The organism is Blastocatellia bacterium, from assembly GCA_035275065.1.
Lineage (GTDB): Bacteria > Acidobacteriota > Blastocatellia > UBA7656 > UBA7656 > DATENM01.
Genome location: DATENM010000004.1, coordinates 42,735 through 66,712 on the forward strand (window position 1 = coordinate 42,735; position 23,978 = coordinate 66,712).

At 61.0% G+C, this 23,978-nt stretch carries 21 protein-coding genes; 20 read left to right on the forward strand and 1 reads right to left on the reverse strand.

Translation table 11 applies throughout. The features are described 5' to 3' along the window. Positions 1–282: 282 nt before the first annotated feature. Entirely contained in the window at positions 283–1,881 is a 1,599-nt protein-coding gene (locus VJ464_01550; GenBank protein ID HKQ03788.1) for a serine hydrolase, read from the reverse strand. A gap of 527 nt (positions 1,882–2,408) precedes the next feature. On the opposite strand from VJ464_01550, the gene VJ464_01555 reads away from it, so the two are divergent. From VJ464_01555 to VJ464_01650, 20 genes are all read left to right on the forward strand, one after another. Further along, positions 2,409–3,215 (forward strand): formate dehydrogenase accessory protein FdhE, encoded by an 807-nt coding sequence (locus tag VJ464_01555; protein ID HKQ03789.1) that lies wholly within the window; start codon positions 2,409–2,411, stop codon positions 3,213–3,215. A 108-nt stretch (positions 3,216–3,323) separates the two neighbouring features. Beyond that, the gene (locus VJ464_01560) at positions 3,324–3,905 is read left to right on the forward strand and encodes a hypothetical protein (protein ID HKQ03790.1); all 582 of its coding nucleotides are present in this window, start codon (positions 3,324–3,326) and stop codon (positions 3,903–3,905) included. 21 nt (positions 3,906–3,926) lie between these two features. Beyond that, positions 3,927–6,707: a formate dehydrogenase-N subunit alpha gene (gene fdnG / locus VJ464_01565; protein HKQ03791.1), complete on the forward strand. Its 2,781-nt coding sequence runs from the start codon at positions 3,927–3,929 to the stop codon at positions 6,705–6,707. 15 nt (positions 6,708–6,722) lie between these two features. Beyond that, the gene (gene fdxH, locus VJ464_01570) at positions 6,723–7,622 is read left to right on the forward strand and encodes a formate dehydrogenase subunit beta (protein HKQ03792.1); all 900 of its coding nucleotides are present in this window, start codon (positions 6,723–6,725) and stop codon (positions 7,620–7,622) included. Then, on the forward strand, positions 7,619–8,407 hold the full coding sequence (locus tag VJ464_01575; protein ID HKQ03793.1) for a formate dehydrogenase subunit gamma: 789 nt from the start codon (positions 7,619–7,621) through the stop codon (positions 8,405–8,407). Before fdxH ends, VJ464_01575 begins: the two co-directional genes overlap by 4 nt. A 491-nt stretch (positions 8,408–8,898) precedes the next feature. Beyond that, on the forward strand, positions 8,899–9,813 hold the full coding sequence (locus VJ464_01580) for a glycosyltransferase (GenBank protein ID HKQ03794.1): 915 nt from the start codon (positions 8,899–8,901) through the stop codon (positions 9,811–9,813). Between the two features lie 46 nt (positions 9,814–9,859). Next, a complete protein-coding gene (locus tag VJ464_01585) occupies positions 9,860–10,615 on the forward strand; it encodes a methyltransferase domain-containing protein (protein HKQ03795.1) in 756 nt (251 codons plus the stop codon). A 79-nt stretch (positions 10,616–10,694) separates the two neighbouring features. Continuing rightward, on the forward strand, positions 10,695–12,101 hold the full coding sequence (ribA, locus tag VJ464_01590) for a GTP cyclohydrolase II (GenBank protein ID HKQ03796.1): 1,407 nt from the start codon (positions 10,695–10,697) through the stop codon (positions 12,099–12,101). Then, positions 12,098–13,138, forward strand: a complete 1,041-nt coding sequence (locus tag VJ464_01595; protein HKQ03797.1) for a zinc-binding alcohol dehydrogenase — start codon at positions 12,098–12,100, stop codon at positions 13,136–13,138. The genes ribA and VJ464_01595 overlap by 4 nt, the downstream gene beginning before the upstream one ends. A 26-nt stretch (positions 13,139–13,164) precedes the next feature. Further along, positions 13,165–13,557, forward strand: a complete 393-nt coding sequence (locus tag VJ464_01600; GenBank protein HKQ03798.1) for a 6-carboxytetrahydropterin synthase — start codon at positions 13,165–13,167, stop codon at positions 13,555–13,557. Then, the gene (locus tag VJ464_01605) at positions 13,542–14,663 is read left to right on the forward strand and encodes a glycosyltransferase family 4 protein (GenBank protein ID HKQ03799.1); all 1,122 of its coding nucleotides are present in this window, start codon (positions 13,542–13,544) and stop codon (positions 14,661–14,663) included. Before VJ464_01600 ends, VJ464_01605 begins: the two co-directional genes overlap by 16 nt. 49 nt (positions 14,664–14,712) lie before the next feature. Then, positions 14,713–15,621: a methyltransferase domain-containing protein gene (locus VJ464_01610; GenBank protein HKQ03800.1), complete on the forward strand. Its 909-nt coding sequence runs from the start codon at positions 14,713–14,715 to the stop codon at positions 15,619–15,621. Positions 15,622–15,647: 26 nt separating this feature from the next. After that, entirely contained in the window at positions 15,648–16,262 is a 615-nt protein-coding gene (locus VJ464_01615; GenBank protein ID HKQ03801.1) for a hypothetical protein, read from the forward strand. Positions 16,263–16,292: 30 nt separating this feature from the next. After that, positions 16,293–17,174, forward strand: coding sequence for a polysaccharide deacetylase family protein (locus VJ464_01620; GenBank protein ID HKQ03802.1), 882 nt, complete (start codon positions 16,293–16,295; stop codon positions 17,172–17,174). A gap of 449 nt (positions 17,175–17,623) precedes the next feature. Then, positions 17,624–17,965 (forward strand): hypothetical protein, encoded by a 342-nt coding sequence (locus VJ464_01625; GenBank protein ID HKQ03803.1) that lies wholly within the window; start codon positions 17,624–17,626, stop codon positions 17,963–17,965. A gap of 13 nt (positions 17,966–17,978) precedes the next feature. Next, the gene (locus VJ464_01630) at positions 17,979–20,207 is read left to right on the forward strand and encodes a multicopper oxidase domain-containing protein (protein ID HKQ03804.1); all 2,229 of its coding nucleotides are present in this window, start codon (positions 17,979–17,981) and stop codon (positions 20,205–20,207) included. A gap of 147 nt (positions 20,208–20,354) precedes the next feature. Continuing rightward, complete coding sequence (locus tag VJ464_01635) at positions 20,355–21,104, forward strand: hypothetical protein (GenBank protein HKQ03805.1); 750 nt, start codon at positions 20,355–20,357, stop codon at positions 21,102–21,104. 46 nt (positions 21,105–21,150) lie between these two features. Further along, positions 21,151–21,948 carry a hypothetical protein gene (locus VJ464_01640; protein ID HKQ03806.1) on the forward strand — a complete coding sequence of 266 codons (798 nt, stop codon included), beginning with the start codon at positions 21,151–21,153 and terminating at the stop codon, positions 21,946–21,948. Next, positions 21,935–22,720: a hypothetical protein gene (locus VJ464_01645; protein ID HKQ03807.1), complete on the forward strand. Its 786-nt coding sequence runs from the start codon at positions 21,935–21,937 to the stop codon at positions 22,718–22,720. The genes VJ464_01640 and VJ464_01645 overlap by 14 nt, the downstream gene beginning before the upstream one ends. Before the next feature lie 117 nt (positions 22,721–22,837). Continuing rightward, positions 22,838–23,977 (forward strand): glycosyltransferase family 9 protein, encoded by a 1,140-nt coding sequence (locus VJ464_01650; GenBank protein ID HKQ03808.1) that lies wholly within the window; start codon positions 22,838–22,840, stop codon positions 23,975–23,977. Position 23,978: the final 1 nt, after the last annotated feature.

Consider the following 23,978-nt stretch of genomic DNA (forward strand, 5'->3'; position numbering starts at 1 on the left):
ACCGGCCCAACTCTAAAGTAATTGCTAAACAGGGGCAAGGATATTGGCACGAACACGCCGAATGAAGCCACGAAGCTCTCCGACAGCGGAACGAGTGGTTATTTTACGGAGGGTTAACGAGGTTCTATTGACCCATCTGGTTAAGTCCATGAGTGCTGCCGATAAGACTCACGGGTCGGCAGTGCAAAAGCTTCTGCCCTTCTTGCGCTCTCGCACTAAGCCTCACGCCGCCGCATAGTGGCGATGCTGTCGCCGCCTCTCGGCTGTACTTGGGGTTGCTCGCTATAGCCCCTTGATCGACGTCTGCTTGTCGAACCGAACGTTTTTAACCCGGCTGCCACTCAGTCTGAATCCTATCACCCGTTTGTCCTTGTCCCGCGTGAATTTCACGGACTGGAAGAACCATTGAGCGCCCAGGAAGCTGTCGCGCTGCGTCGCCGTCAGCTTAATGTCGTCATGCCGCCTGTGCTGCGCCACGAGCTGCCCGCTTTCGACTGCAATCGTATAAGTCGTGCCAAGCTCATCGCTGTAGTAATCGCCAGCGTATTCCGCCAGTTCAGCCGGCTTCAACGCTTCCATCTCCAACCGCTTGCCGGGAATGGTTTGGTCACCCGTCAGCACGGTGAATTTGCCAGCCTTGCCTTGTTCTATGGCGTCGAAGGCGAGTTCGATGCCGAATGCCTTCAAGAGGAACTTGCTCTCTGATTCCGGTGTCATATCCAGCTTCGGCCCGCCCGCCGGCTGCGCAAAAAGTCGGCCATTCTCTTTAGTGATGTCCACCACCGTGCCGTCTTGCAGCAGGTACTTGCCGGTATACCTGTCGTAGACCGCGGGGTCTAGCTTAACGGCTGCCGCCTCAGCCGTTTCAGTCTTCGCCTTCTCAGGCGCAAGCTTGTCAGCGAGGTAGAGGTTGGCGACCTGTTGCGCCAGCCGGCCCGGATTGAAGCCGGCCAGGTTGCTCAACACCGCAACGCCGAACTTCTCTGATGGGAACCAGAGGACGTGGCTGCGGTAGCCGGCATCGCCGCCGCTGTGTTCGACCCGCTTCAACCCTCTGTACGTCCCGATGTCTAGTCCGAAGGCGTAGCTAATCTGCTTGCCGCTGTTGAGCGTGCCCTGCTGGTACATCTGTTCGATCAGCGGCTTGCCGCCGACTCTTCCGTCATCGAAATTATGAATCCATTTCGCCAGGTCTTCGACGGTCGTAAACAGGCTGGTCGCGCCGACGTTGGCATAGTTCAGGGCGCTCAGCTTGTAGCCGCCGCGCTCTTGCGTTTCGTACGAATAGGCCCGGTTTTTGACGATCATCTCGTGGTCGTCGTGAAAGTGAGTATTCGCCATGCCGAGCGGCTTAAAGATGTTCTCCTGGGTGAACTGGCGGAAGGACTGCCCGGTCACCCGTTCCACGATCACCGCCAGCAGCGTGTAGCCGGTGTTGGAGTAGAGGTACTCGTCGCCGGGGGCGAAGTTCAGTTCCTTTTGGTGGCTGACCACCTTGAGGATGTGTTGCTTGGTAATCACGTCGTCAAGCCGCCACCCCGCCATAGCCAGCAACTCCCACTGGTCGCGCAGCCCGCTGGTGTGGTGAATCAGGTGGCTGATAGTGATCTTCTTGCCGTAGTCGGGCAGTTCGGGCAGGTACTTGTGAATGTCATCATCAAACGATAACTTGCCCTGACTGGCGAGTAGGGTGATGGCAAAAGCGGTGAACTCCTTCGACACGGACGCGACATGAAAGACGGTCGAAGGGGTAATCGGAATGTCGTATTCGAGATTGGCAACGCCATAGCCGTGCTTATAGAGCACCGCCCCATCCTTGACGACAATGAGCGATGCGCCGGGGCTGTCGGGCTTATCCCAGGTCGCAAACAGTTTGTCCACTTTCGACTCTATCGAATCATGCTGAGCCAAGACGTCTGCTTTAGGGGCGTTGCTCTGCGCGTGCCCGCTGACACAAATAAGAGCCAAGAGGGTAAAACCAAAAACCAGCTTTCTCATTCGATCACCACCTGTGAATAGTTTTATAAGGGCCGATCATCGGGCACTAGAACACTTTCGGAGTGTGGCCATCAACCTATACGAAACAACTCACTAAACCGGCGGCAAAAATATGCGGAATATTTCTCGCGGCAGGTGTGCGGGTTGCAAATGCGTTAAGCCTTAGCCACCGAGCCACCAAGCCACAAAGGATCACGAGTGGCGCATGCACACAAGCGGCTTTGTTACAGCCTTGCCACATTGACCCCCGCAGGTCGGCGCAGTACAATGTGTACATAATAACAATGTTCCTTGTTCTGCAATGATTTTACCGAGCTCACCTCGGGCACTTTCAATATGACTCACCGAGGCCAGCCTTACCGGACGCTAAGTGATTAGATTGCCAAACGGGAAACCGGAAGGCGTGCGTTATGGTAGGCGGGATCAAGCATAAAGTCGCCTGGGATACCCTGATTAAGCGTGCGGACCTGCTGCGAACCCAAAGCTGTGAAGTGGCAGAGCTGTTGACCTTTTACGCCAGACTGCTCGGCGCGCAGCAGCAAGTCCACGGGTTCATTTGCGGTCGTCGCGACTGGCACCCTTCGGGATCGCTGGCGCAGGACATCAACGACCTCTGTCCGGCCTTACGCCCACTGCTAGAGATGGTTGCGGCCAGCGGGCCGGCGCAGCTCGCCGACGAAGCGCGCCGTCTTAAGCAGCTGAGCAGGGAAGACCAGAATGAATTGCTGCTGCGATATTGGCACGCGCCCTCCGACACGCAGTTCTTTGCCAAGGCCTTCCTGCAACCCTACGCCTGCCGGCTGGCCGAGATTGACCGCAAGCCGGTAGAGCGAAACTTAGAAGGCGGCGAGAATCGCTGCCCATTCTGCGCAGGCAAACCGCAACTTTCTGTGCTGAAGCCCCAGGATGCAGGCGGCGACGGCGGAGGCCGCTACCTGCTCTGCTCGACCTGCCTGTCGGCCTGGACTTTCCGGCGCGTCGTCTGCGCCAACTGTGGCGAAGAGCATCCTGCGCAACTCGCCTATTTCCACACGCCGGAATACGATCATCTTCGCGTCGAATCATGCGACACCTGCGGCCATTATATTAAGGGCGTCGATCTCACGCGGCTTGGTGTCGCCGCGCCGCTGGTTGATGAGATTGCCGCCGCCGCGCTCGATCTGTGGGCGCGCGAGCATGGTTATACCAAGATTGAATTGAACCTCGTCGGGCTATGATTGCCGCGGGGAACGAGTCTGTAGCCTTTCTCACAGCAAGGTGTCGGCCAGCGCCCGCCTCGCAACCCGCCCGCGCGTGGAGGCGGCGGCCAAGCAACGGAGGTCATCATGGAAGTCTCCAGGAGAACGTTCATTAAAGCCACGCTCGCCGGCAGCGCCGGGCTGTCGGCTTTTGGCTTCAATCTCGCGCCGGTCTACGCGCAGACGCAAGCGCTGAAGATCGAGCGCACTTCTGAAACGCGCTCGACTTGCCCATACTGCTCGGTCAGTTGCGGCGTCATCATCCACACACTGAGCGACAAGGGCAAGAATTCGACGCCGCAGGTCGTCCACGTCGAAGGCGACCCCGATCATCCGATCAACCGCGGCACGCTCTGCCCGAAGGGCGCTTCGCTTGAGCAGGACATTCACAATGAACGCCGCTTGATGAAACCGCAGGTGCGGCGTCCGGGCGCGACCGACTGGCAAGACATCTCGTGGGATGATGCCATCAACGAGATCGCCCGGCTGGTCAAGAAGACGCGCGACGAAACCTTCATCGAAAAGGACGCGCAAGGGCACACCGTCAATCGCTGCGAAGGCATCAGTTGGGCCGGCGGCTGCACCGACACCAACGAGTTGAATTACCTCGCCGTCAAGGCGATGCGCAGCCTCGGGGTGGTCTATTTCGAAACCCAGGCCCGTGTTTGACATGGCCCGACGGTCTCAAGTTTGGGACCAACTTTCGGGCGCGGCGCGATGACCAACGGCTGGATCGATATCAAGAACACCGACATGATGTTGATCATGGGCGGCAACCCCGCCGAGAACCACCCCTGCGGCTTTAAGTGGCCGGTCGAAGCCAAGCGCAACCGCAACGCCAAGATGATCGTCGTTGACCCGCGCTTCACGCGCACGGCGGCGGTCGCCGACCTCTTCTTACAGATTCGTGCCGGCTCAGACATCGCCTTCCTCGGCGGCATGATCAACTATGCGATCAACAATAACCGTATCGCCTGGGATTACCTCAAGCATTACACCAACGCCGCCTTCATCATCAAGGATGGGTTCGAGCTGTCCGAAGACGGACTCTTTTCAGGCTTCGATGCCAACACCCAGGTTTACGACAAGGCGACGTGGAATTACCAGGAGGGCGGCAACATGACGCCTGCTGCCGGACAATCGGCTGCGGGAGCCGGTTCTGCGGCGGCAACCTCTGCCGGCGGCGGCCAGGCTTCAGCGCGGACGACTGCTGAGCAACATCAGGCGGGACAGCAATCCGCGTCGCGCCCCGAGCAGAAGAAAGGGTCGGCGCAAGGCGGCGGAAGTCTGTCCGGTGGCGCGTCGAAAGAAAAGAGCAATGGCGGCCAGGGGCCGCTCGGCGGCGGCCATCAGGCCGCGGGCGGGCCGGGCGCATCCGGGCAAGGCGGCCCCAACCCGCCGCCGCCGCTCCCGCCCAACACCGCCTATGATCTGTCGCTTCAGCACCCACGCTCGGTCTTTCAACTGCTCAAGCAGCAGTACGCGCGCTATACGCCGGAGATGGTCGAGCGCATCACCGGCATCCCGCGCGACCAGTTCCTCAGAGCCGCCGACCTCTTCACCTCTGTGCGCAAGGATGGCGACATGAAGAAGGCGGCGACGATCATCTACGCCGTCGGCTGGACGCAGCACACCTTCGGCACGCAGATCATCCGCGCGGCGGCCATGCTGCAACTGCTGCTCGGCAACGTCGGGCGGGCGGGCGGCGGGGTCAATGCGCTGCGCGGCCACTCGAACATTCAGGGCGCTACAGACATGGGCGGCGTCTTCGACATCTTTCCCGGCTACCTGAAGATGCCGAACCCGACCGACACGGACCTTGCGACTTATCTCAAGCGCACGACGCCGACCGTCTCAAAGCCCACCGAATGGGATTCGTATAATTACTGGTCGAACACGCCAAAATTCATGGTGTCGTACCTCAAAGCGACGTTCGGCGACGCGGCGAAGAAGGAGAACGATTTCGCTTTCCACTATCTGCCGAAGATCGACCGGCGCTATTCCTGGGTCGAGATGTGGGATCGCATGTACACAGGCGAGGTCAAAGGCCACATCGCCTTCGGCATGAACGGCGTGATGATCGGCCCGAACTCGCAGAAGAATATCGAAGCCTTAAAGAAGGCCGACTGGCTGGTCGTCTGCGAAGTCTTCGCCGACGAGACGAGCGAGTTCTGGCGCTCGCCGGGCATCACTCCCGACGAGATGAAGAATATCAAGACGGCGGTCTACCGCCTACCGGGCGCCGGGTTTGCCGAGAAGGACGGCACCTTCGTCAACTCGGCGCGCTGGCTGCAATGGAAGTACATCGCGCTGCCGACTCCGGGGCAGGCACGGATGGATCAGGAGATTCTGGCGCGAATCTTTTTAAAGGTGCGCGAGCTTTACCAGAAGGAGGGCGGCAAGTTTCCTGACGCGATTCTTAACGCCAGTTGGGCTTACTCGAACCCGACCAACCCGCCGCTCGCCGAAGTCGCCAAAGAGATCAATGGCCGGGCGCTCGCCGACCTCACCGACGAGAAACAGCCCGGCGTCACGATCAAAGCCGGCCAGCAATTGCCGGGCTTCGCCTGGCTGCGCGACGACGGCACCACGATGTGCGGCAACTGGCTCTACAGCGGCTCATGGACTGAAGCCGGGGCGCAGTCGCAACGGCGCGGCACCGACGACCCGTCGGGACTCGGCGTCTACGCCAACTGGGCATGGTCGTGGCCGGCGAATCGTCGCGTGATGTACAACCGTGCCTCGTGCGACCCGGCGGGCAAGCCCTGGGACACGGAGCGCAAGCAGGTCTGGTGGAACGAATCGGCGGGGCGCTGGGTTGGCAACGATGTGCCCGACTTCAAGGCGGACTCGAAGCCTGCCGAGCACATGGGGCCGTTCATCATGAACCCCGAAGGCGTCGGGCGCATCTTCGCGCCGCTGGCGGCTTTTGCCGAAGGGCCTTTCCCCGAACATTACGAGCCGATTGAAAGCCCGGTTGCCAACCCGCTGCACCCGGCGCAATCTACCAACCCTGTGGTCAAGAAGTTCAAGACCGACCTGGACAAGTATGGCACGCCCGACCAGGGCTTCAATGTGGTCTGCACCACTTACCGGCTGACCGAGCACTATCACTACTGGACGAAGAACAACCCGATGAGCGTCGAGCTGGTGCCGGAGCCCTTCGTCGAGATTCCCGCCGAGCTTGCCGATGAAATGGGCCTGCGCGGTGGTGAAAAAGTCCGCGTCACCAGCGCGCGCAATTCTTACGTCGCCAAGGCGCTGGTGACGCGGCGCATCAAGTCGATGATGATCGACGGGAAAAAGACTTACCAGATCGGCATCCCCATCCACTGGGGCTATCGCGGCATCAAGGAAGATGAGGGCAAGACGGCGCTCGACCCGACCAACCTGCTGTCGCCGACGGTGATGGACCCGAACGCCTACACGCCGGAGTTCAAAGGCTTCCTCGTGAAAATCGAGAAAGCATAAAAGGGAGGAAGCCCGATGGACATTGAAAGAACCCTGCAAATCAAAGCCATCTCCGGTCATCCCGGCACCGTGCCCGGTCGTGACGCCAGGCGCGAGCTGGAGGTCGCCAAGCTGATCGATGTGACCACCTGCATCGGCTGCAAAGCCTGCGAGGTCGCCTGCGTCGAATGGAACGATCACCCATTTCGCGAGACCGTTTTCGATAACACTTACCAGACGATGCCGACGACCGAGTGGAACTACTACAACCTCATCAAGTTCAACGAGCACCAGGACGGCGACGGCAATTTTCAATGGCTGATGCGCAAAGATCAGTGCATGCACTGCGCCGACCCTGGCTGCTTGCGCGCCTGCCCTGCGGATGGAGCGATTGTTCAGTACGCCAACGGCATCGTCGATTTTCAACAACAGAACTGCATCGGCTGCCAGTACTGCGTCTCGGGGTGCCCCTTCAACATTCCGCGCTTCAACACGGTCACCAAGAAGGTCTACAAGTGCACGCTCTGCTCGGATCGCGTCGGCGCAGGGCTTGAGCCGGCCTGCATCAAAGCCTGCCCGACCGGCTGCCTGCACTTCGGAACCAAAGACGAGATGAAGGCGATGGCCGAAACGCGCGCCGCGCAGTTACGCGACGACCCGCTGTTCCCCCGACCGAATGCCGGCGTCTACGATCCGCAGTCTATCGGCGGCACGCATGTGCTCTACGTGCTGCACGACATCACCCAGCCGGAATTGTATGGCGGATTGCCAGCCAATCCGCAGATTCCTGTGAGCTTCACCTTCTGGAAATACCTGGTCAAGCCCATCGGCCTGTTTATCACGATGATGGGGTTGCTGGCGGTTTTCTTCCACTACATCTTCACCGGCCCGAAGCTGCCGCAGCCCGAAGCCCCCGTGCGAGAGGAGGACCTATGACAACCTCGGTTGAGCAATTCGATGAGCGGGCGCGGCGCGGCTTCGGTCGTCTCGGGCGCACGACGGTGCATGAAGGCGAGTTGTTGCGCCATCCCGTCTACACGCGCTTCCTGCACTGGACGGTGGCGATCTTCTTCTTCCTGGCGCTGCTTTCGGGGCTGGCGATCTATTCGCCCTGGATGTTCCGCTGGCTAACGCCGCTGTTCGGCGGCGGGCCGATGACGCGATTCTTGCACCCGTGGTTTGGGCTAGGATTGGTCATCGTCTACTTCTTTCAGTTTTTGAACTGGCTTCGACTGATGCGTTGGACGGCGGCTGACCGCAAGTGGCTCGGCCGCCTGCCGGAATACGTCAAGGGCACTGATGCGGTCGAGCCGGAGTACGTCGGCTTTTTCAACGGCGGCCAGAAGCTACAATTCTGGGAGATCGTCATCGGCGCGGGCGTCCTGCTGATCACCGGCCTGTTCATGTGGTTCCCGGAAGTCTTCGGACGCCTTGCGGTCGCCATCGGCTATGTGCTGCATGACCTCTCGGCATTAATTATGCTGGGCGGCATCTGGATTCACATCTACCTGAGCACGGTCGGGCAGCCGGGGACGCTCAGGGCGATGACCCGCGGCGCGGTGACGCGCGCCTGGGCGTGGACGCATCATCCGGCATGGTATAGGGACGCGACCGGGCGCGACCCGCGCGAAGATTACCAGCGTGCCGTCGAGCGTCAACGCCGGCAGCGCGAAAGCCACCCCGGCGAGCCCGCCGCCGGCCCACCGCCGCGCGAGCCCTAGGTGTCGGGCTGCGCTTTGCCGGGGCGATGATGGCGCGCAGTTTTTTCCGTGACTTCAAAAATAACTTATACTATACTGGCCGCGAAGTATCGTGGGGCAAGTTGTTACATCCCAGAGATTAGCCATTAACAGGTAAAGATATGGCTAAAGGCTTGAAGCTAGATGCAGTATCCCTCGGCATTTTATTCTAAGCTTCAATTCACTATGATAATTGTCCTATATGATCCTGGAGGAAGGACCGTCTCTGTTTCTCATCATCCGTTCTGCGGCGCTGTCTCCGGTGAGGAACCGGAAACGGTGCGGTTGACCGAGAAGTGATCGCGTCGCCATCGTTTACGCAGACAGCAGCCAAAGCGTAGTTCGTCTAATGACAAGTACCCAGAAACCAGAGCAGCGTTTGGCAACCATTACTCAGTATGAAAAGGAAAGTCCTATTAGCCTCTTCCGCAAGCCCCTACCCGGTTGTGACCAGTGGGTGTGAGAGGCTGATTTTGGACTATCAACGCCACCTGTTGTCGGATTACGATGTTTATTTTCTGCTGACCGGCTCGGAAGCCTGGCAGCCGCTCGCCTTATTTCACCGGGACCAGCTCATCTCAAGCAGCGTCGCCATCGAAGAATTAGTGGCCCGTGATTTTCAATTTGCCCTGTTCGTCGGCTTCAAGGGGAATGCGTTCACGCGCCAGCTGGTCGCTCAAATCCCTTCCTTCTGTCTGACTGATACGCACCCGCGAGACGATCTGCCCGACCCCCTGTTCAAGGGGATTATGACGCACCGCAGCACCAGCCCGCATAAAGACACGCTGCTTTTGGGCGCTTGTTATAACTCGGATATTTTCTCCCCCGACCGGCGGCAGGAAGAGTTTATTTTATCCGTTGCCCGTATCCACCCGGATAAGAATCAACTGGAATTGGTCAGTGGCTACAAAGAGCGGATATACGAAAAATACGGCCTGCCCTTGTACCTGGTGGGCGGCGTCGGCGACGCGGATTATTTCCAGCACGTAGGCCAATACATCGATCAAGTCAGCGTTCGGTCAACCATAGACCCCCAGGCGCCGTTGGCCAAGACCGCCTGGAGACCTCCTGAACAAGTCGCCTCTCTCTGTAACCGCGCCAGGCTATTCGTCATGGCTTCGCCGAAAGAGAGCTTCTGTATCGCGTTAATCGAGGCCCTGGCCTGTGGGACGACTTGTGTAATCAATGGCAATTACTGGGGCTTTGACGAAGCCGACATCATGCCGCACGTTTATGGCAACACCACCGCAAAGCGGGGCCCGATCCTTGACTTGCTGGACAAGGCATTGAGCCGCGACATCCGCCTGGATGGCTCGGCATGGGCGAAGAAGTTTTCGCTGAAAGAAACCAGAAAGCCGCTCCTGGACTTTATCCATGATCGGCTTTAAAACGACAGGGCAACCGGCATCGGAGGGGCGGCTCTGGGTTTGACGTATGCGAACGAGATTGTTCACCACACCAGTGCGGAGTACGGCCGACGTCAGAGATTTCTTTGACCGGGCGGCGCCCGCGTATGCCGAGCAGCACGGCCACCCTGACCGCCTGCTCAAGTACCGCGTCGGCTTGATCAAACGCCACGCCCGCCCGCGTAACCACGAAGTCGTCCTTGATGTCGGTTGCGGCAATGGCCATCACCTTCAGGCGCTCGCCGCCGACATCGGCCAGGGCATTGGCGTTGATCTGTCTCCGGCCATGATCGAAATCGCCCGGGTGCGGCAGCGCGAGTCAACTGGGCAGGCAAGGCTCAGCTTTTTCAGCGACGACGCCCAGACGCTCGGACTGCTCGCCGCCGAGTCAATTGACCTGGCGATCTGTGTGGGCGCTTTCGAGCACATGCTCGATAAGCCAGCGGTGCTGGCCAATGTGCGCCGGGTGCTCAAGCCGCGCGGGCGGTTCTTCTGCCTGACGATTAACGGCGGCCATGTCTGGTATCAGCGACTCGCCCCCCGGCTCGGACTGGCGACCTGTCACCTTTCCACCGACAGGTTCTTGAACCGCGATGAACTGCTGCGCCTGCTGTTCGAATCCGGGTTCTCTGGTGTCGAGACTGGCTGCTGGACATTCATTCCCAGAGGCGACATGCCCGCCGTGTGGGGGACGGTCTGCCGTGCGCTGGACCTGCTTGGCAGGCTGTTTAGAGTGCCCGCCTGGCGCGGCGGCTTGTGGGTGTGCGGTTGGAAAGCAGAGTGAGCCGCGACTGTCATTCAGACCGGGCCGGCGGGTCGGCTGCGGTCTGCCGGCCGCGGCTCGGAGCTTGGAGGCCAAAGTGATGTCCGATGAGGTGAAAGTAACCCAAATCGCTTCCGCTCGTATCCCGACGCCGAGCGGCCAGGCTCAACTACTCCTTTATGCGAGCAACCGGGATGATAAGGAGCATCTCGCCCTGCTGATCGGCGATGTCGCTCGTCAGCAAGACATGTTGGTGCGGGTGCATTCAGAATGTTTCACCGGCGACGTGCTCGGCTCGCTGCGCTGTGATTGCGGCGCCCAGCTAAGTCAGGCAATGGAGCTAATGGCGGAAGCCGGCCAGGGCATTCTCATCTATATGCGTCAGGAGGGGCGCGGCATCGGCCTGCTCAACAAGCTGCGCGCTTACAACCTTCAGGATCAGGGCTTCGACACCGTCGAGGCGAACCTGTTGCTGGGCCACGGCGCCGACGAACGCGATTACACGATTGCGGCGCTGATTCTCAAGCACCTCGGCATTCACTCCGTGCGCCTGCTGACCAACAACCCGTCGAAGACAGAGGGCCTGGAGCACTGCGGGATTACCGTGAGCGCCCGCCTGCCATTGCAATCCGGTGTCACTTCCGAGAACGCCGCTTACCTGCTGACCAAGGCGCAGCGGATGCGCCATGTGCTGAGCCTCGACCGATCTGAGGTCGCGCTGGCCGACGCCCGCCCTCGCTCGAACGGGCGACGAGGCCATGCGCCGGCGGCGCATCCCCAGCCAACTGATTCTGATGATCGCTTCGACGGTTTGTTGGCGAGGCTGTCCGAGTGTGGCCGACAACCCGACCGCCCCTTTGTCACGCTCAGTTATGCGCAGAGTGTTGATGGCTGTATCGCCGTGCGCTCGGGCGAGCCGCTGGCTCTGAGCGGCAGTGAATCCTTGCGACTGACTCACAGACTGCGCGCCGCCCATGACGCCATCCTGGTCGGCATCGGTGCGGTGCTGGCCGACAACCCGCGGCTGACGGTGCGGCTCGTCGAAGGCAAAGACCCGCAGGCCATTGTCGTAGACAGTCAGTTGCGCTTGCCGCTGACCGCAAACCTGCTGCGTCCCGGAGCCGGGACGGTCTGGGTGGCGACGACGGGAGCCGCCGACCGTCAACGTCAAGAGCGGTTGGAAGCGGCAGGCGCTCGCGTCCTGCGCCTGCCGGCGGACCCTCAAGGGAAGGTTGATCTGGCGGCCCTGCTGCGATGTCTCGCCGAGCTGGGCATCAACCGCCTGATGGTCGAGGGCGGCGCGGGCATCATCACCAGCTTCCTCGCCGAGCGGCTGCTTGACCAACTCGTGCTGACGGTGGCACCGCGGATCGTCGGCGGCCTGGCTGCCGTCAACCGCTCGGACCGCTGCGAGCGCCCGCGGTTCCCGCAGCTTCGTAATCCGCATTACCAATCGCTGGGCGACGACCTGGTGCTTTGGGGAAACCCGGATTGGAGAGAAGCGTGAAGCGACTGGCTCTCTACTTCCGCGCACCCTACGAAGTCTCAGTGAGCGAAGAGACTCTGCCAGCCCCACGCGCCGGCGAGGCTTGCGTCGAGACGCTGGCGTCGGCGATTAGCGCCGGCACAGAGGGCCTGATCTATCGCGGCCAGATGCCGGGTGGCCTCCGCGTTGACGAGACGATTCCGGCGCTCGCCGGCCCGTTCGGCTACCCGCTGAAGTATGGCTACGCCGCCGCCGGGCGGGTCATTGCCATCGGTGAGAAGGTCGCGCCTGAATGGCAAGGCAAGACGGTCTTCGCCTTTCAACCGCACGCCAGCCACTTCCTCAGCCCGGTCGCAGACCTGCTGCCTGTGCCGGCGACGCTCTCGGCGGAGGAAGCCGCGCTGCTGCCGATGATGGAGACGAGCGTCAACTTTCTGTTGGATGGCCAGCCATTGATCGGCGAGCAGGTGGCCATCTTCGGACAGGGGCCGATTGGCTTATTGACAACCGCGCTGCTCGCACGGCTGCCGCTGGCGAGCCTGGTGACGCTCGACCGCTTCGCGCTACGGCGCAGGAAATCCCAGGCGATGGGTGCGCATGCCAGCCTCGACCCCGAGGCTGTCGGGGCCAGTGATCAGTTGGCGGGCTTACTGCAAAAGGATCGCCCCTACGCCGGGGCCGATCTGATCTACGAGCTGTCGGGCAATCCACAGGCGCTGGATCAGGCGATTGCGAGCTGCGGCTTCGAAGGGCGCATCATCATCGGCTCGTGGTATGGTCGGCAGGCGGTTGGCCTGGACCTCGGCGGGCGTTTCCACCGCAGCCGCATACGCCTCATCAGCAGTCAGGTCAGCACCATCGCGGACGGGTGCCGGGGGCCCTGGAATAAGCCCCGCCGCTTGCAAACCGCCTTGCAGATGCTTGAGCAGATACGCCCGGCGCATTTGATCACGCACCGCTTCCCGCTGGCCGAAGCGGCACAGGCATACGCGCTGCTCGACCGGCGTCCGCAGGAGGCGATTCAGATCATACTCACTTACGACGGCCAACGGCTTTGAGCCGTCGGCAGCCGGAGAATGCCACGATGTATAGATTGTCCGTGAGACGAAACTTGCGCGCCGAGCACTTCCTGGTCGGCGGCGACTGGGGGCCGGAGACTCAGCCGCATGCGCATGACTACCTGATCGAGGTAGAACTTGAAGGCGCGGCTTTAGACAGGCATGGCTACCTGCTCGACATTGTCGCGGTCAAGGCGCAGATGGAATCGCTGCTAAATTACTTCGGCAGCCGGCGGCTGAATGACCTGGCGGAGTTTGCCGGCTTGAATCCCAGCCTCGAACAGTTTGCGCGTATCTTCTGTCAACGCCTTGCGGGGCAGATCGCGGCGCCGAACTTGAGCGCCATCACGACGAAAATCTGGGAAGACGAGAGCGCCTGGGCGGCGTACCGGCAGGAGCCTGCATGCGCGTCGGACTGATGATTTATGGCGACCCTGAGACGCTGACGGGCGGCTTTCTCTACGACCGCCAGCTCGTCGCTTACTTGCGGGAGCAGGGTGATTTCGTCGAGATTATCTCGCTGCCGTGGCGAAACTATGGCCGCCATCTTGCGGATAATCTGTCGCCCCGCCTGTGGGGCCGCTTGCGGGCGGCGCGGCCCGACGTGCTCATTCAAGACGAGCTGACTCACCCTTCAGTGTGGATGATGAACCGCTGGTTGAAGCGCCGCGTTGCTTATCCAATCGTCACACTTGTGCATCTCCTGCGCGGCAGCGAATCACATGCGGCCTGGCGCAAGCGAGTCTATCAGGCGGTCGAGCGCCAATACTTCAAGACTGTGGATGGCGCGATCTTCAATAGCCAGACGACGCGCGAAGCCGCGGAGCAGCTCACAGGGCGCGAGGTTCCGGGCGTGGTCGCCTATCCCGCAAGCGACCATTTGCGCTATGAGCCGTCGCTGGCGCGAGTGGCCGAGCGGGCGCAGTGGCCCGGCCCCTTGCGCGTCATCTTTGTCGGTAACGTGCTTCCCGGCAAAGGGCTTGACACCTTGATCGAGGCATTGCGCCGCTTGCCGCCCGACAGTTGGCGGTTGAAGGTCGTCGGCAGCCTGACGATGGATCGGGCGTTCGCGCGGCGCATCCGCGAGCAGATCGCCCGCGCCGGATTGACGGACTCGGTGGCCCTGGCGGGCGCCGTGTCGAATGAAGAGATTGGTGGCTGCCTCGACAGCAACCACCTCCTGGTCGTGCCGTCACGTTACGAAGCCCTCGGCATCGTCTATCTTGAGGCCATGGCTTGCGGCCTGCCGGTCATCGCGACGGCGGCGGGCGGCGCGCACGAAATTGTGCGCCACGGCGAGGTCGGGTTCTTGACCCCTCCGGGCGACGCCGAGACGCTCGCCGGCTATCTGCGGCGAATTCAGCAACAGCCTGAACAACTGCTCGAAATGAGCCTTGCGGCTTATCATCGCAGCCGCGCCCACCCGACGTGGCAACAAAGCTTCTTGCCGGTGCGCGACTACTTGCAATCGCTGGCCGGAAATCGCGGCAGGTCGTGGTCAGTCCAGACCGTCGAGCGGGGATGAATGGCAGCACTCCTGATAAGCCGAATGATTCCGCGGGCGCCGCGTCACGATGAGACGAACGAGCCCGCAATGGAGGTTAGTAATCTTGATTACCTACAACGAAATTCCGGCGTATTACGACTGGCTGTCGCGCTACGTCCAGCTCGCCAACTGGCTGGCGTATCGCGACCGCTTCGCCAGCTTCACCATGCACAAACAACTGGCGGTGCCGCCGCCGAGTGAAGCGGCGCACGGGCGGACGGCGGGACTGGAGCACGTCAACGACCGGCTGCTGGCCGCCGCGCAACTGCCTGCTCAACCGCGAGTGCTCGACGCCGGCTGCGGCTTCGGGGGAACGATCTTCCACTGGCAGCGCCGCATCGGCGGCACTTACGACGGGCTGACCTTGAGCCGCGTGCAACTGGGTGTGGCGCGGCGCGAAGCCCGCCGGCGCGGAATCGAGGGCGATTGCCGCTTCCACTTGCAAAGTTATGACACGCCCGTGGCCGGCGAGTATGACGCCGTCGTCGCCATCGAGTCGCTCATCCATTCGCGCGGTCTCAACACGACGATCCCGAACCTCGCCGCGAGCCTGCGTCCCGGCGGCTTGATGGTCATCCTTGACGACATGGCCAAGGGCGACATCGATGACGAAGCGCCGGCAGAGGCGAAGGCCCTGCGCGATCACTGGGGCTGCGCACACTACCACACGCAACAGGACTACTGGCAGGCCCTGAGCCGCGCCGACCTGGAGGTGGTTCACGAGGATGACCTGACGCAGCAAGTACGACCGAGGGACCCGGCATTGCTCGCACGGCTGGGTAAGCGCTACGACTGGCTCTACAAAGCAATCCCCCTGACCTCTGCGCGCACCGTGCTGTCGGCCTATATCGGCGGCCTGGCGCTGGAGTGGCTCTACCTGAAAGCGCAGGTGTGCTACAAGCTGGTGGTCGCGCGCAAGGGCGCGGGGCAGGAATGAAAGGTTGATCAGCGGAGATGACGACGATGTCCGGGTACGTCAGCCCTTACGAATCATGCACGGAAGTCTGCGGCAATCCGGAGCGCCCCGGGCTGGCGCTTGACATGCCGCTCTGGGTGGATCACACACGAGAGGAGACGACCATAGACCAGGCCGCTATCGAGGCGCAGCTCGCCCGCTTCGAGCTTGGCGGCAAGAACCTCCTGCACGTCGGGGTAGGGAATTCGAAATTCGCCAGACGCTTCGCCGGACAGGTCAACCTCATAGACGGCTTGACGGTGAGTCGGGCGGAGAAGGGGCTCGCCGATGCGCAGGGGATCGGCAATTACGCGGTCTACTTGCTCAACAAGTACAGCAGGGAATTCATCCTGACGATCAAGAACCGCTTCGACTTCATCATCGACAACAACCTGGCGAGCTTCGCCTGTTGCAAGTTCCACTTTTACCTGATGCTGGATAACTACGTCTGGTCGTTAAAGCCGGGCGGCCAGATTCTCACCGACCAGAGAGGCATGGACTGGGTCATCGAGGAGCCGCGCTGGAAACTCAGCTACGAAGACCTCCAGGCGCTGGCCGAGAAATTCCCTTTGCGGGCGGCGCGCCTCAGCGAAACGGTCTTTTCGATGCAGACTCTCAAATGACGCTTGCCGCAACGCGAAAGAGAGGAGTGGATGGGCCTAAACCCTTATTTGAAGATGCTGGGATTCGGCGCTACGGACCGAGTTGTCCTGATCAATGCCGATGACATCGGCATGTGCCAGGCGACGCTGCCGGCCTTCCTCGACCTCGCGGACGGCGGGTTAATCACGGGCGCATCGGTGATGGTGCCGTGTCCCTGGTTCCCGGCTGTGGCCGATTGTTGTCGGCGTCGCCCGGCGGTCGACATCGGCGTCCACCTGACGCTCACGAGTGAATGGGATAGTTACCGCTGGGGGCCGATCTCGACCTGCGACCCGGCGTCGGGGCTGATCGACGCGGAGGGCTATTTCTACCGCAATCAATCGATGTGGGAACGCCGCGACCCGCGGGCGATTGACGCAGAGATGCGCGCGCAAGTTGGCCGCGCCAGGCAAGCGGGCCTCGACCTGACGCACCTCAACGCCCACATGTTTGCGACCCTCGACACGCGGCTGATTGACCGCTACGTCGGCCTGGCCTTCGACGAGCGGCTGCCGGTGCTGATGGTCAGGCAGCCGCAGTGGGTCGAAATCCTTTCCGAGCGAGCCCTCAGTGATTGGGAAGCGCGGGGGCTTCCGGTCTTCGATCACATGCGAGAGATGTATCTGAACCGGCCCGCCGAAGGTCGGTTAGAGCAAGCCAGGGAGATTTTTGACGACCTGCCGGCGGGCTTGACCTATTTGATGATCCACCCGGCGCAGGACTCGCCCGAATTGCGGGCCATTGCGGATGATTGGCGGCAGCGGGTCGCGGATTATCAAACCTTCATGAGCGCCGAGCTGCGTGACCACGTGAAAGAATCCGGCGTCCGTGTGATCGGCTGGCGGGCGCTGCGCGACGCCATGCGGGCGGGGCTCGGCGCGGCGTCTGCGTGATTCCGCCGACCGCGTTTAGCCGATGGGCGGCAGGCTTAACCGCGCCGCGCGTTGCCATCGGCGAGCTGAATTGCCTGCCGAGGTCATCGGGGCTACGGCCGGGCGCTCGCGGGCTCACTTTTTTAGTGACTTTTATTATCAAAAAATTATATGATAGGCGCGCATTAAACAACGACGGCAGAGAAGTCATCCGTCAATCAAAGCCTTTTGCATAGACCTTGAGCGCCCGGCGGTTGGAATTCCCGGTGGCCATTACAGAATTTTTTAATGGTTTAACTCAGGAACGGCGCCCAACATCCGGGGACAAGCAGCAAGGTTAGGTTCCTGTCTCTCAGGTACAGGAGACACGCCAACTCTATAGTGATCAGCGGTCAAGGCGAAGCATTCGGGCGCAGGTTTCTGCCCGCTGATGATTGGCCACTGACCATACAGCCTAAAGGAGGTGACTTGTGGCACAAATCCCAGTCCAAATCGTCAGAAACGGAAGCGTCGTCAGCTTTAAGCCGACTCCGCAGCCGGTGACTTCGGTGGACATCCTTTTCTGGTCGAACACCGACGAGCAGCAGGCGCACCAGCCGGCGCCGGTCGATAGCACCGGCAAGATTACGAATGCGGCGGCCTGGATGCCCAAACCGATCCCGGCAAAGCTCAAGGACCAGGACGCCCCGTCCTCGCGCGGCCTAACTTTTGACCCGCCGCCTACTAGCGGGACTCCCTACAACGTCTCTTACGCTTGCGCCCTGCACCCGACCGTGACGTCCGAGAAGGGTGTAATCACAGTCAAATCCTAAAGAGGAGGCATTTATGGCAAAGTCGGATGAACGAGAACTCCAGGATGTCGAGACGGCGCAGGCCGCCCCGGCGACAAAAGCGGAGCGAATCCGCGCCACCCGCCGGCAGTTTCTGAAACAGGCCCTAGCCGTCACGTCCGGCATCGCCCTGGCCGAAATTCTGCCGCCCGCCCTATTCGCCGCCGATCCCCAGGGCGCGACCTGTCCAACCGGCCTGCCGGAGCTGGTCAAGGTCCAAGAGCTCGACAGCCAGGGGACGGGGAAACTACAGGCCGTCATCAAGGTGCTCAATGGCAACCGCGTCATCCCCGGCAGGACCGACAATCCCATGCTGCGCTACTTTGCCGGCTTCAAGCCTACCGACCTGCGCAACCCGGTGTGGCCGGACGCGGCGCAGAAGAATAATGCCGGGCCCGGCCCGACGCTGCGCTGCGAGATCGGCGACAGCGTGCAGATCACCCTGCTCAACGAAGTCAATGTCGGGGCCTTCCAGGGGTCGCTCTATTCCGGCGAACAGGGCTCAACGACGGGCTGTGATGAAGTCACCAAGGCAGGCTCGACCGCCACGACCGACACCAACTGGTATCCGGCCAACGACCTCTATCCCAACTGCTTCCATGCTTCGAGCGCCTCGAATCTCCACTTCCACGGGACGCACGTTACGCCGTCAACCACCGGCGATAACATCCTGGTCAACATCCAGCCGCAGGCGAACCTGACGCCCGACAAAGAGAAGCAGATCGTGGACTGGTTCGAGAAGGGGGTCTTCAGCAAAGGCGAGGCCGTCAAGAGCTATAATGAACTGCCGGAGGAATGGCGGAAGGATCAGATGGGGCCTGCCGGCACCCCGGAGGGCGGGCTAGTCGGCCAGTATGACCAGACCGCGCCTTTCAATGGCGGCAACGGCCTCCCCGATAAGTTGAAGTTATGGCCCAAGAATGACGCCACCATCAAGGCGGGCGAATGGCCGCAGTACTTCGTCGGCTCCTACCCCGTCTGCTTCCGCGTCCCGAGGTATAAGCCGGGAGACCCGGCGCTCCAGATGGGCCAGGCTCCGGGGACGCACTGGTACCACGCGCATAAGCATGGCTCGACTTCCGTCAACCTCTTCAATGGCATGGCCGGGGCGTTGATCATCACCGACAACCAGCCCGGCGGGTACGACCGGGTGCTGCGCGATTATTACCGACAGCAGGGCGAGTTGCCGGAGAAGGTCCTTGTCTTTCAGCAGATCGGCGACACGCTCCAGATGATGATCGCCAACCAGGCCCTGGTGGCGGCGCCGCCCTTGTTCATAAACGGGCAGAAGACGCCGGTCATCAAGATGCGGCCCAACCAGACGCAGTTGTGGCGCATGATCAACGCTACGGTGTCGACGTTTCTCACCGGCCAGTTCGTGGCTTGCGGCACCAGCACGGGGAATTTGAACTGCCGGCAGACGGCGCAGGATGGGGTGCAGTTGTCCCGCCCCAACTACGCGAAACAGGTGCTGGGCAACACGGGCCAAACGCCCATCGCTTCTACTCAGCCGATGGCACCGGGCAACCGCATCGACCTGCTCGTTCGGGCGCCGAGCAATACGGGCACCTATGTGATGCAGACCATCGGTAACAGACCCGCGCCGCTCCTGTATGTCTCGGTTGAGGATACGCCGGTTACTCCCAGAGACTTCCCATCAGAGGCGGCCTTCCCCGATATACCGGAGTTCCTGCGCAGAGACATCACGGCCCAGGAGGTGCAGGTGCGGCGCGAGCTCAACTACGGCACCTACGTGCCGAACATTCCGGGCCAGCTCCGCCAGCCGCCGCTGCGCATCTGGACAATCAACGGCAAGCAGTTCGAGGACGGCGTCATCAACCAGCAGATCAAGCTGGGCGCAATCGAGGAGTGGACGGTCTTCAACACGACTACGCAGGCCGCCCACCCCTTCCACATCCACGTCAACCCGTTCCAGGTCGTCGAGATCTTCGACCCAAACACGATGACAGCGCCGCTGAGGCTCCAGCCGCCGTACGTCTGGTGGGATACCTTCCCCATCCCCAAGGCGAAGCAGGACTCGACGACCAAGAACGTCATCGCCAGCGGCTACTTCAAGATGCGCAGCCGCTTCGTCGATTTCACCGGCCTGTACGTGAATCACTGCCACATCCTCGGCCACGAGGACCGCGGCATGATGCAGTTGGTCGAGGTCTGCAAGGACCTGGCGAATTGCGGTACGCATACGCACCTGAGCCATCACTAACTCGTGCCCCTGTGCGCGGGTCGGTACGACTGCTCATCCTCGATTGCTCTACAGTCGGGGATGAGCAGCCGCGCTCGGCGCTAATGGAAAGGCATCTCACCTGACCAGGGTCTCAGATTATTCCGACCGTATCATGCTGGAGCAGAAATGAGCCGCCAGGATGGCATCATCTATGTCAAACAACAGGGCGCTATGCGCACGGGCACGAACCTCGTCAAGTTTGCGCTCGAAGAAAACTTCACCAATGTGCGCGTGCTGGTGAACATCGGGCGCTGGAAACACGCCGGCGCCGAGACGCCCTTCAACTGGCACGGCCTGGACTGGGAAGGCGAAGGCAGGAGCGTTGAAGTCTTCAGCCGCATCAGCCGTGATGAACTGTCGGCGGCCCGCGCCGCCGTTGAAGCGGGGGCGGTGAGGTTCGCAATCAGCGTCCGGGGCGTCTACTCGTGGCTGGTCAGCTATCTGAGATTCACCCGCGAAAATAATAATGAGCCCGTCGTGCCGCTGGCTGATTTGCCGGGAGACCGCATTGTCGCAGCGTTGGCTGAATGGAATGCGCTGTACCGCAGCTATCTGCCGCATGTGGCGGATGAGCCGCGCGCCCGGGTCTTTCGACTTGAAGACTTGTTGAACCACTTCAGTGCCACTTTAGACAGCGTACGGCACTTGTGGGGGCTACAGCCGCGCCACCGGCGTTACGTCAAGCCGGCCCGCTATCTGCGAGCCGGCATTGATGGGCAGAGCCGCGCAGAGCTGCTGCACCCATCCCGCCAGTTCGACCGCCGCCGGTATGCTCCCGGCGCGCATCTGACGCAGTTCGATGATCCACTGCTTGCGCTCGTCCGCCAGTCCGTGGATAAAGAAGTGGTGTCGGCCTACGGCTATGATCTCCTGTAGCCCTGACCGCGAGCTGAACCGAGAAGCCGGGCGCGCAGAATCCGCAATGATGATAGGGGTACTAGCATGCTTATTTGATTGCGCCGGCAACCTGGAGCGCGTTCTTCGCCCGTGGTTCGACATTCGGTCAAAGGTGACTGGCGTCGGCTTCAAAATCGCGGCGGTCAGTGGGATGTTCAAAGAATACGCCGAGCTGGGCTACCAGGGAGGAGCTTTAGATACAGAAACGGCGACCGAGCTTTTGTGCCGCGAAAAGTATCCGTTCGATTATCTCTACATCATCAACAATCCCTATTCAATCACTGAGAGGAGCCAGTTGCGGTTCTTTTCAGAGGCGCAGACCAGAGACTTCGCCTTGCGCTATCTTCTATCCGAGAAGGTTGATCTGGTGTGGATGTTGGACGGAGACGAGACCTATACGACCGATCAAATCGCCGCCATCGTCCGATACGTTCGCCAGAACGCTACGGCGGATTGGTATGCGGTCAATTTCAAGAATTACATCTTCGATGGTGCGGTATGGATCGCCGGGTTCCATCCCCCCAGGTTGTTCTGGACCAGCCGGCACCAGGGAATTAAGCAGTTCTATTCTGACAACGTGATCCTTTATGGCGACGGCAAAAGGTCCGCGGACCTGGAGGGCATGATCATTCCCGAAGCGACCGCTCACGTGAAGCATCTGACGTGGCTGCACGGCAATGGGAGAAAGAAATATGAGTACCAGATGAGGCACTTCGGCGAATGCTCCTACGTCTGGAACTATGAAGAAAACAGGTTGGAATTTAACCAGGAATACTACGATAAATACGGCCTGGCATTGCCGGTGCTGCATGCCGACCGCTAAGCCGCGCGGCTCCTCGCCGCGTGCTGGATTGCCTGAACCCATTATGATGCTCCGCAACATCCAACACGACACGACCCCGATTGTCATCCATAGCCCCGGCCCGATCCGGCGACGCCTCTTCCAACGGGTGAAGTCCGGCGTTCGGTCGTCGCCTCGGCCCGTCAAAACCGAGGAGATGGATATCACCATTTTTACCTGGAATAATAAACCGACAAAAGGCTGTTTTGAGCGGAGTCTGGAGGCGCTTGGCTTAGATTATGTTGTGATCGGCAGGGAGGTGGCCGAGTGGCGGAATATCGTTAAGATCGCGCTTAACCATGAATTCCTGAAGCGCGTGCGGACGACCTATGTGATGGCCGCGGATTCCAGGGATGTGGTTCTCCTCGACGACCCGAGGCGACTCGTCGAGAGGATGGAAGCGTTACCGGAATGCCGGATGCTTTTCAATGCCGAGCGCAATCATTACCCCGGCCGATGCCGCAGCAAGAAATTTGAACAGCAGGTCTTCAAACGATCAACCAGGGGGGCGGTCTTGAATGGCGACAAGGATTTTTGCTATCTGAATTCAGGAGCCTGGGTGGCAAGGACCGACTTTTGCCGGTCGCTGCATGAGGAAGCGCTGCGCGTGAAGCCGCCATTGAGCCGTAGCGATCAAGGGGTGTATAAGCTTCTCTACAAAAGACACTACCCAAGCATACAGATCGATCACGACTGCCAGGTGTTTCTGACTTTATGCAAGACGAAAACGGAAGAGTTCGAAGTCATTCCGTGAGACAGAGAATTCACTCGCCGCCCGGCTTTGCAAATGCCCTGTGCGGCGATACGCGGGCGGACAGCAAGTAACCTTCGCCTTCAGTCGGACTGGCGCGCGTCTCATCGGATGCAATGCATGACAGAAGCCCACAAGCAAACCGGCCCGCGTATTCTGATCGCCCGCCCAGACCATCTGGGTGATGTCCTTTTGACCGTCCCGGCGGCGGCGGCTCTGCGGGCGGCGATTCCGGCGGCGCACATCAGCTTTTTGGTGACGACCGCGATGGGCGACGTCATAAGGCGCTGCCCCGAAATCGACGCGACCTACACACTGCCCTTCCCACCACTGACGGCCCCGCCCAACCCGGCTCAATGGACAGAGATCGTCAATCAACATGCGGATCGCTTACGCGGGCGCTTCGACCTCATTATCTTATCTCGCCCGGAAGACCCCTGGTCGGGTGAATTGGCGGTCGCCGCAGGCATCCCCCTGCGTGTCGGCTATGCGACTCCTGGGACGGAAACCTTTCTAACCCTGGCGCTGCCATTTAAGGAGGAAGGGCATGCCGTCATACAAACGCTCCGCCTGGTCGCCGCCGCCGCCGGCTGCTTGGGAGCGACGATTGCCGACGATTGCCAGGCCGCGAGCGCCGGCAGGTTCGTGCCGACACCATCGGACGAGGCCATTGCCGAAGCGGTCATCCGCGAAGCGCCTTTGGCGGGAAGCCGCCCGATTGTCTTTCAACCCGGCTCTGGATGGCCCCTCAAAAACTGGGTGACGCGGCGCTGGGGCGAGCTAGCCATTCAAGTCCAAAGGCGCTGGGGAGTGACCCCGCTGGTGCCGGGCGGGCCGGGCGAGGACGCGCTGGTGGCGGCGGTCGTCGCGGCGAGCGAGGGGTGTGCTTACGGATTGGCGGGGCGACTATCGGTCGGCGCGCTGGCGGCGCTCTACAGGCGCGCTCGTGTGGTGATCGGCATCGACAGCGGGCCTGTGCATCTGGCCGTCATGGTCGGTACACCGGTGATTGGCCTCTATGGCCCGCTCGACCACTTGAAGTGGGGACCCTGGTGCAGGCCGGAGCGTCAACAGGTCATCCGCGTGCCGCTTTCATGTAGTCCCTGCGACTGCATTTTCGATCCGCCGTGTGGAATATCGACTGAGCCTCCTTGCATGACCGGGATAACGACTCAGGCGGTACTGAGCGCGGCTGAGTCGTTTCTCGAAGGCCGATGGGCTTCGGGATGGGGTGAAGCAAGCCCGTATCCGAGGGAATAGG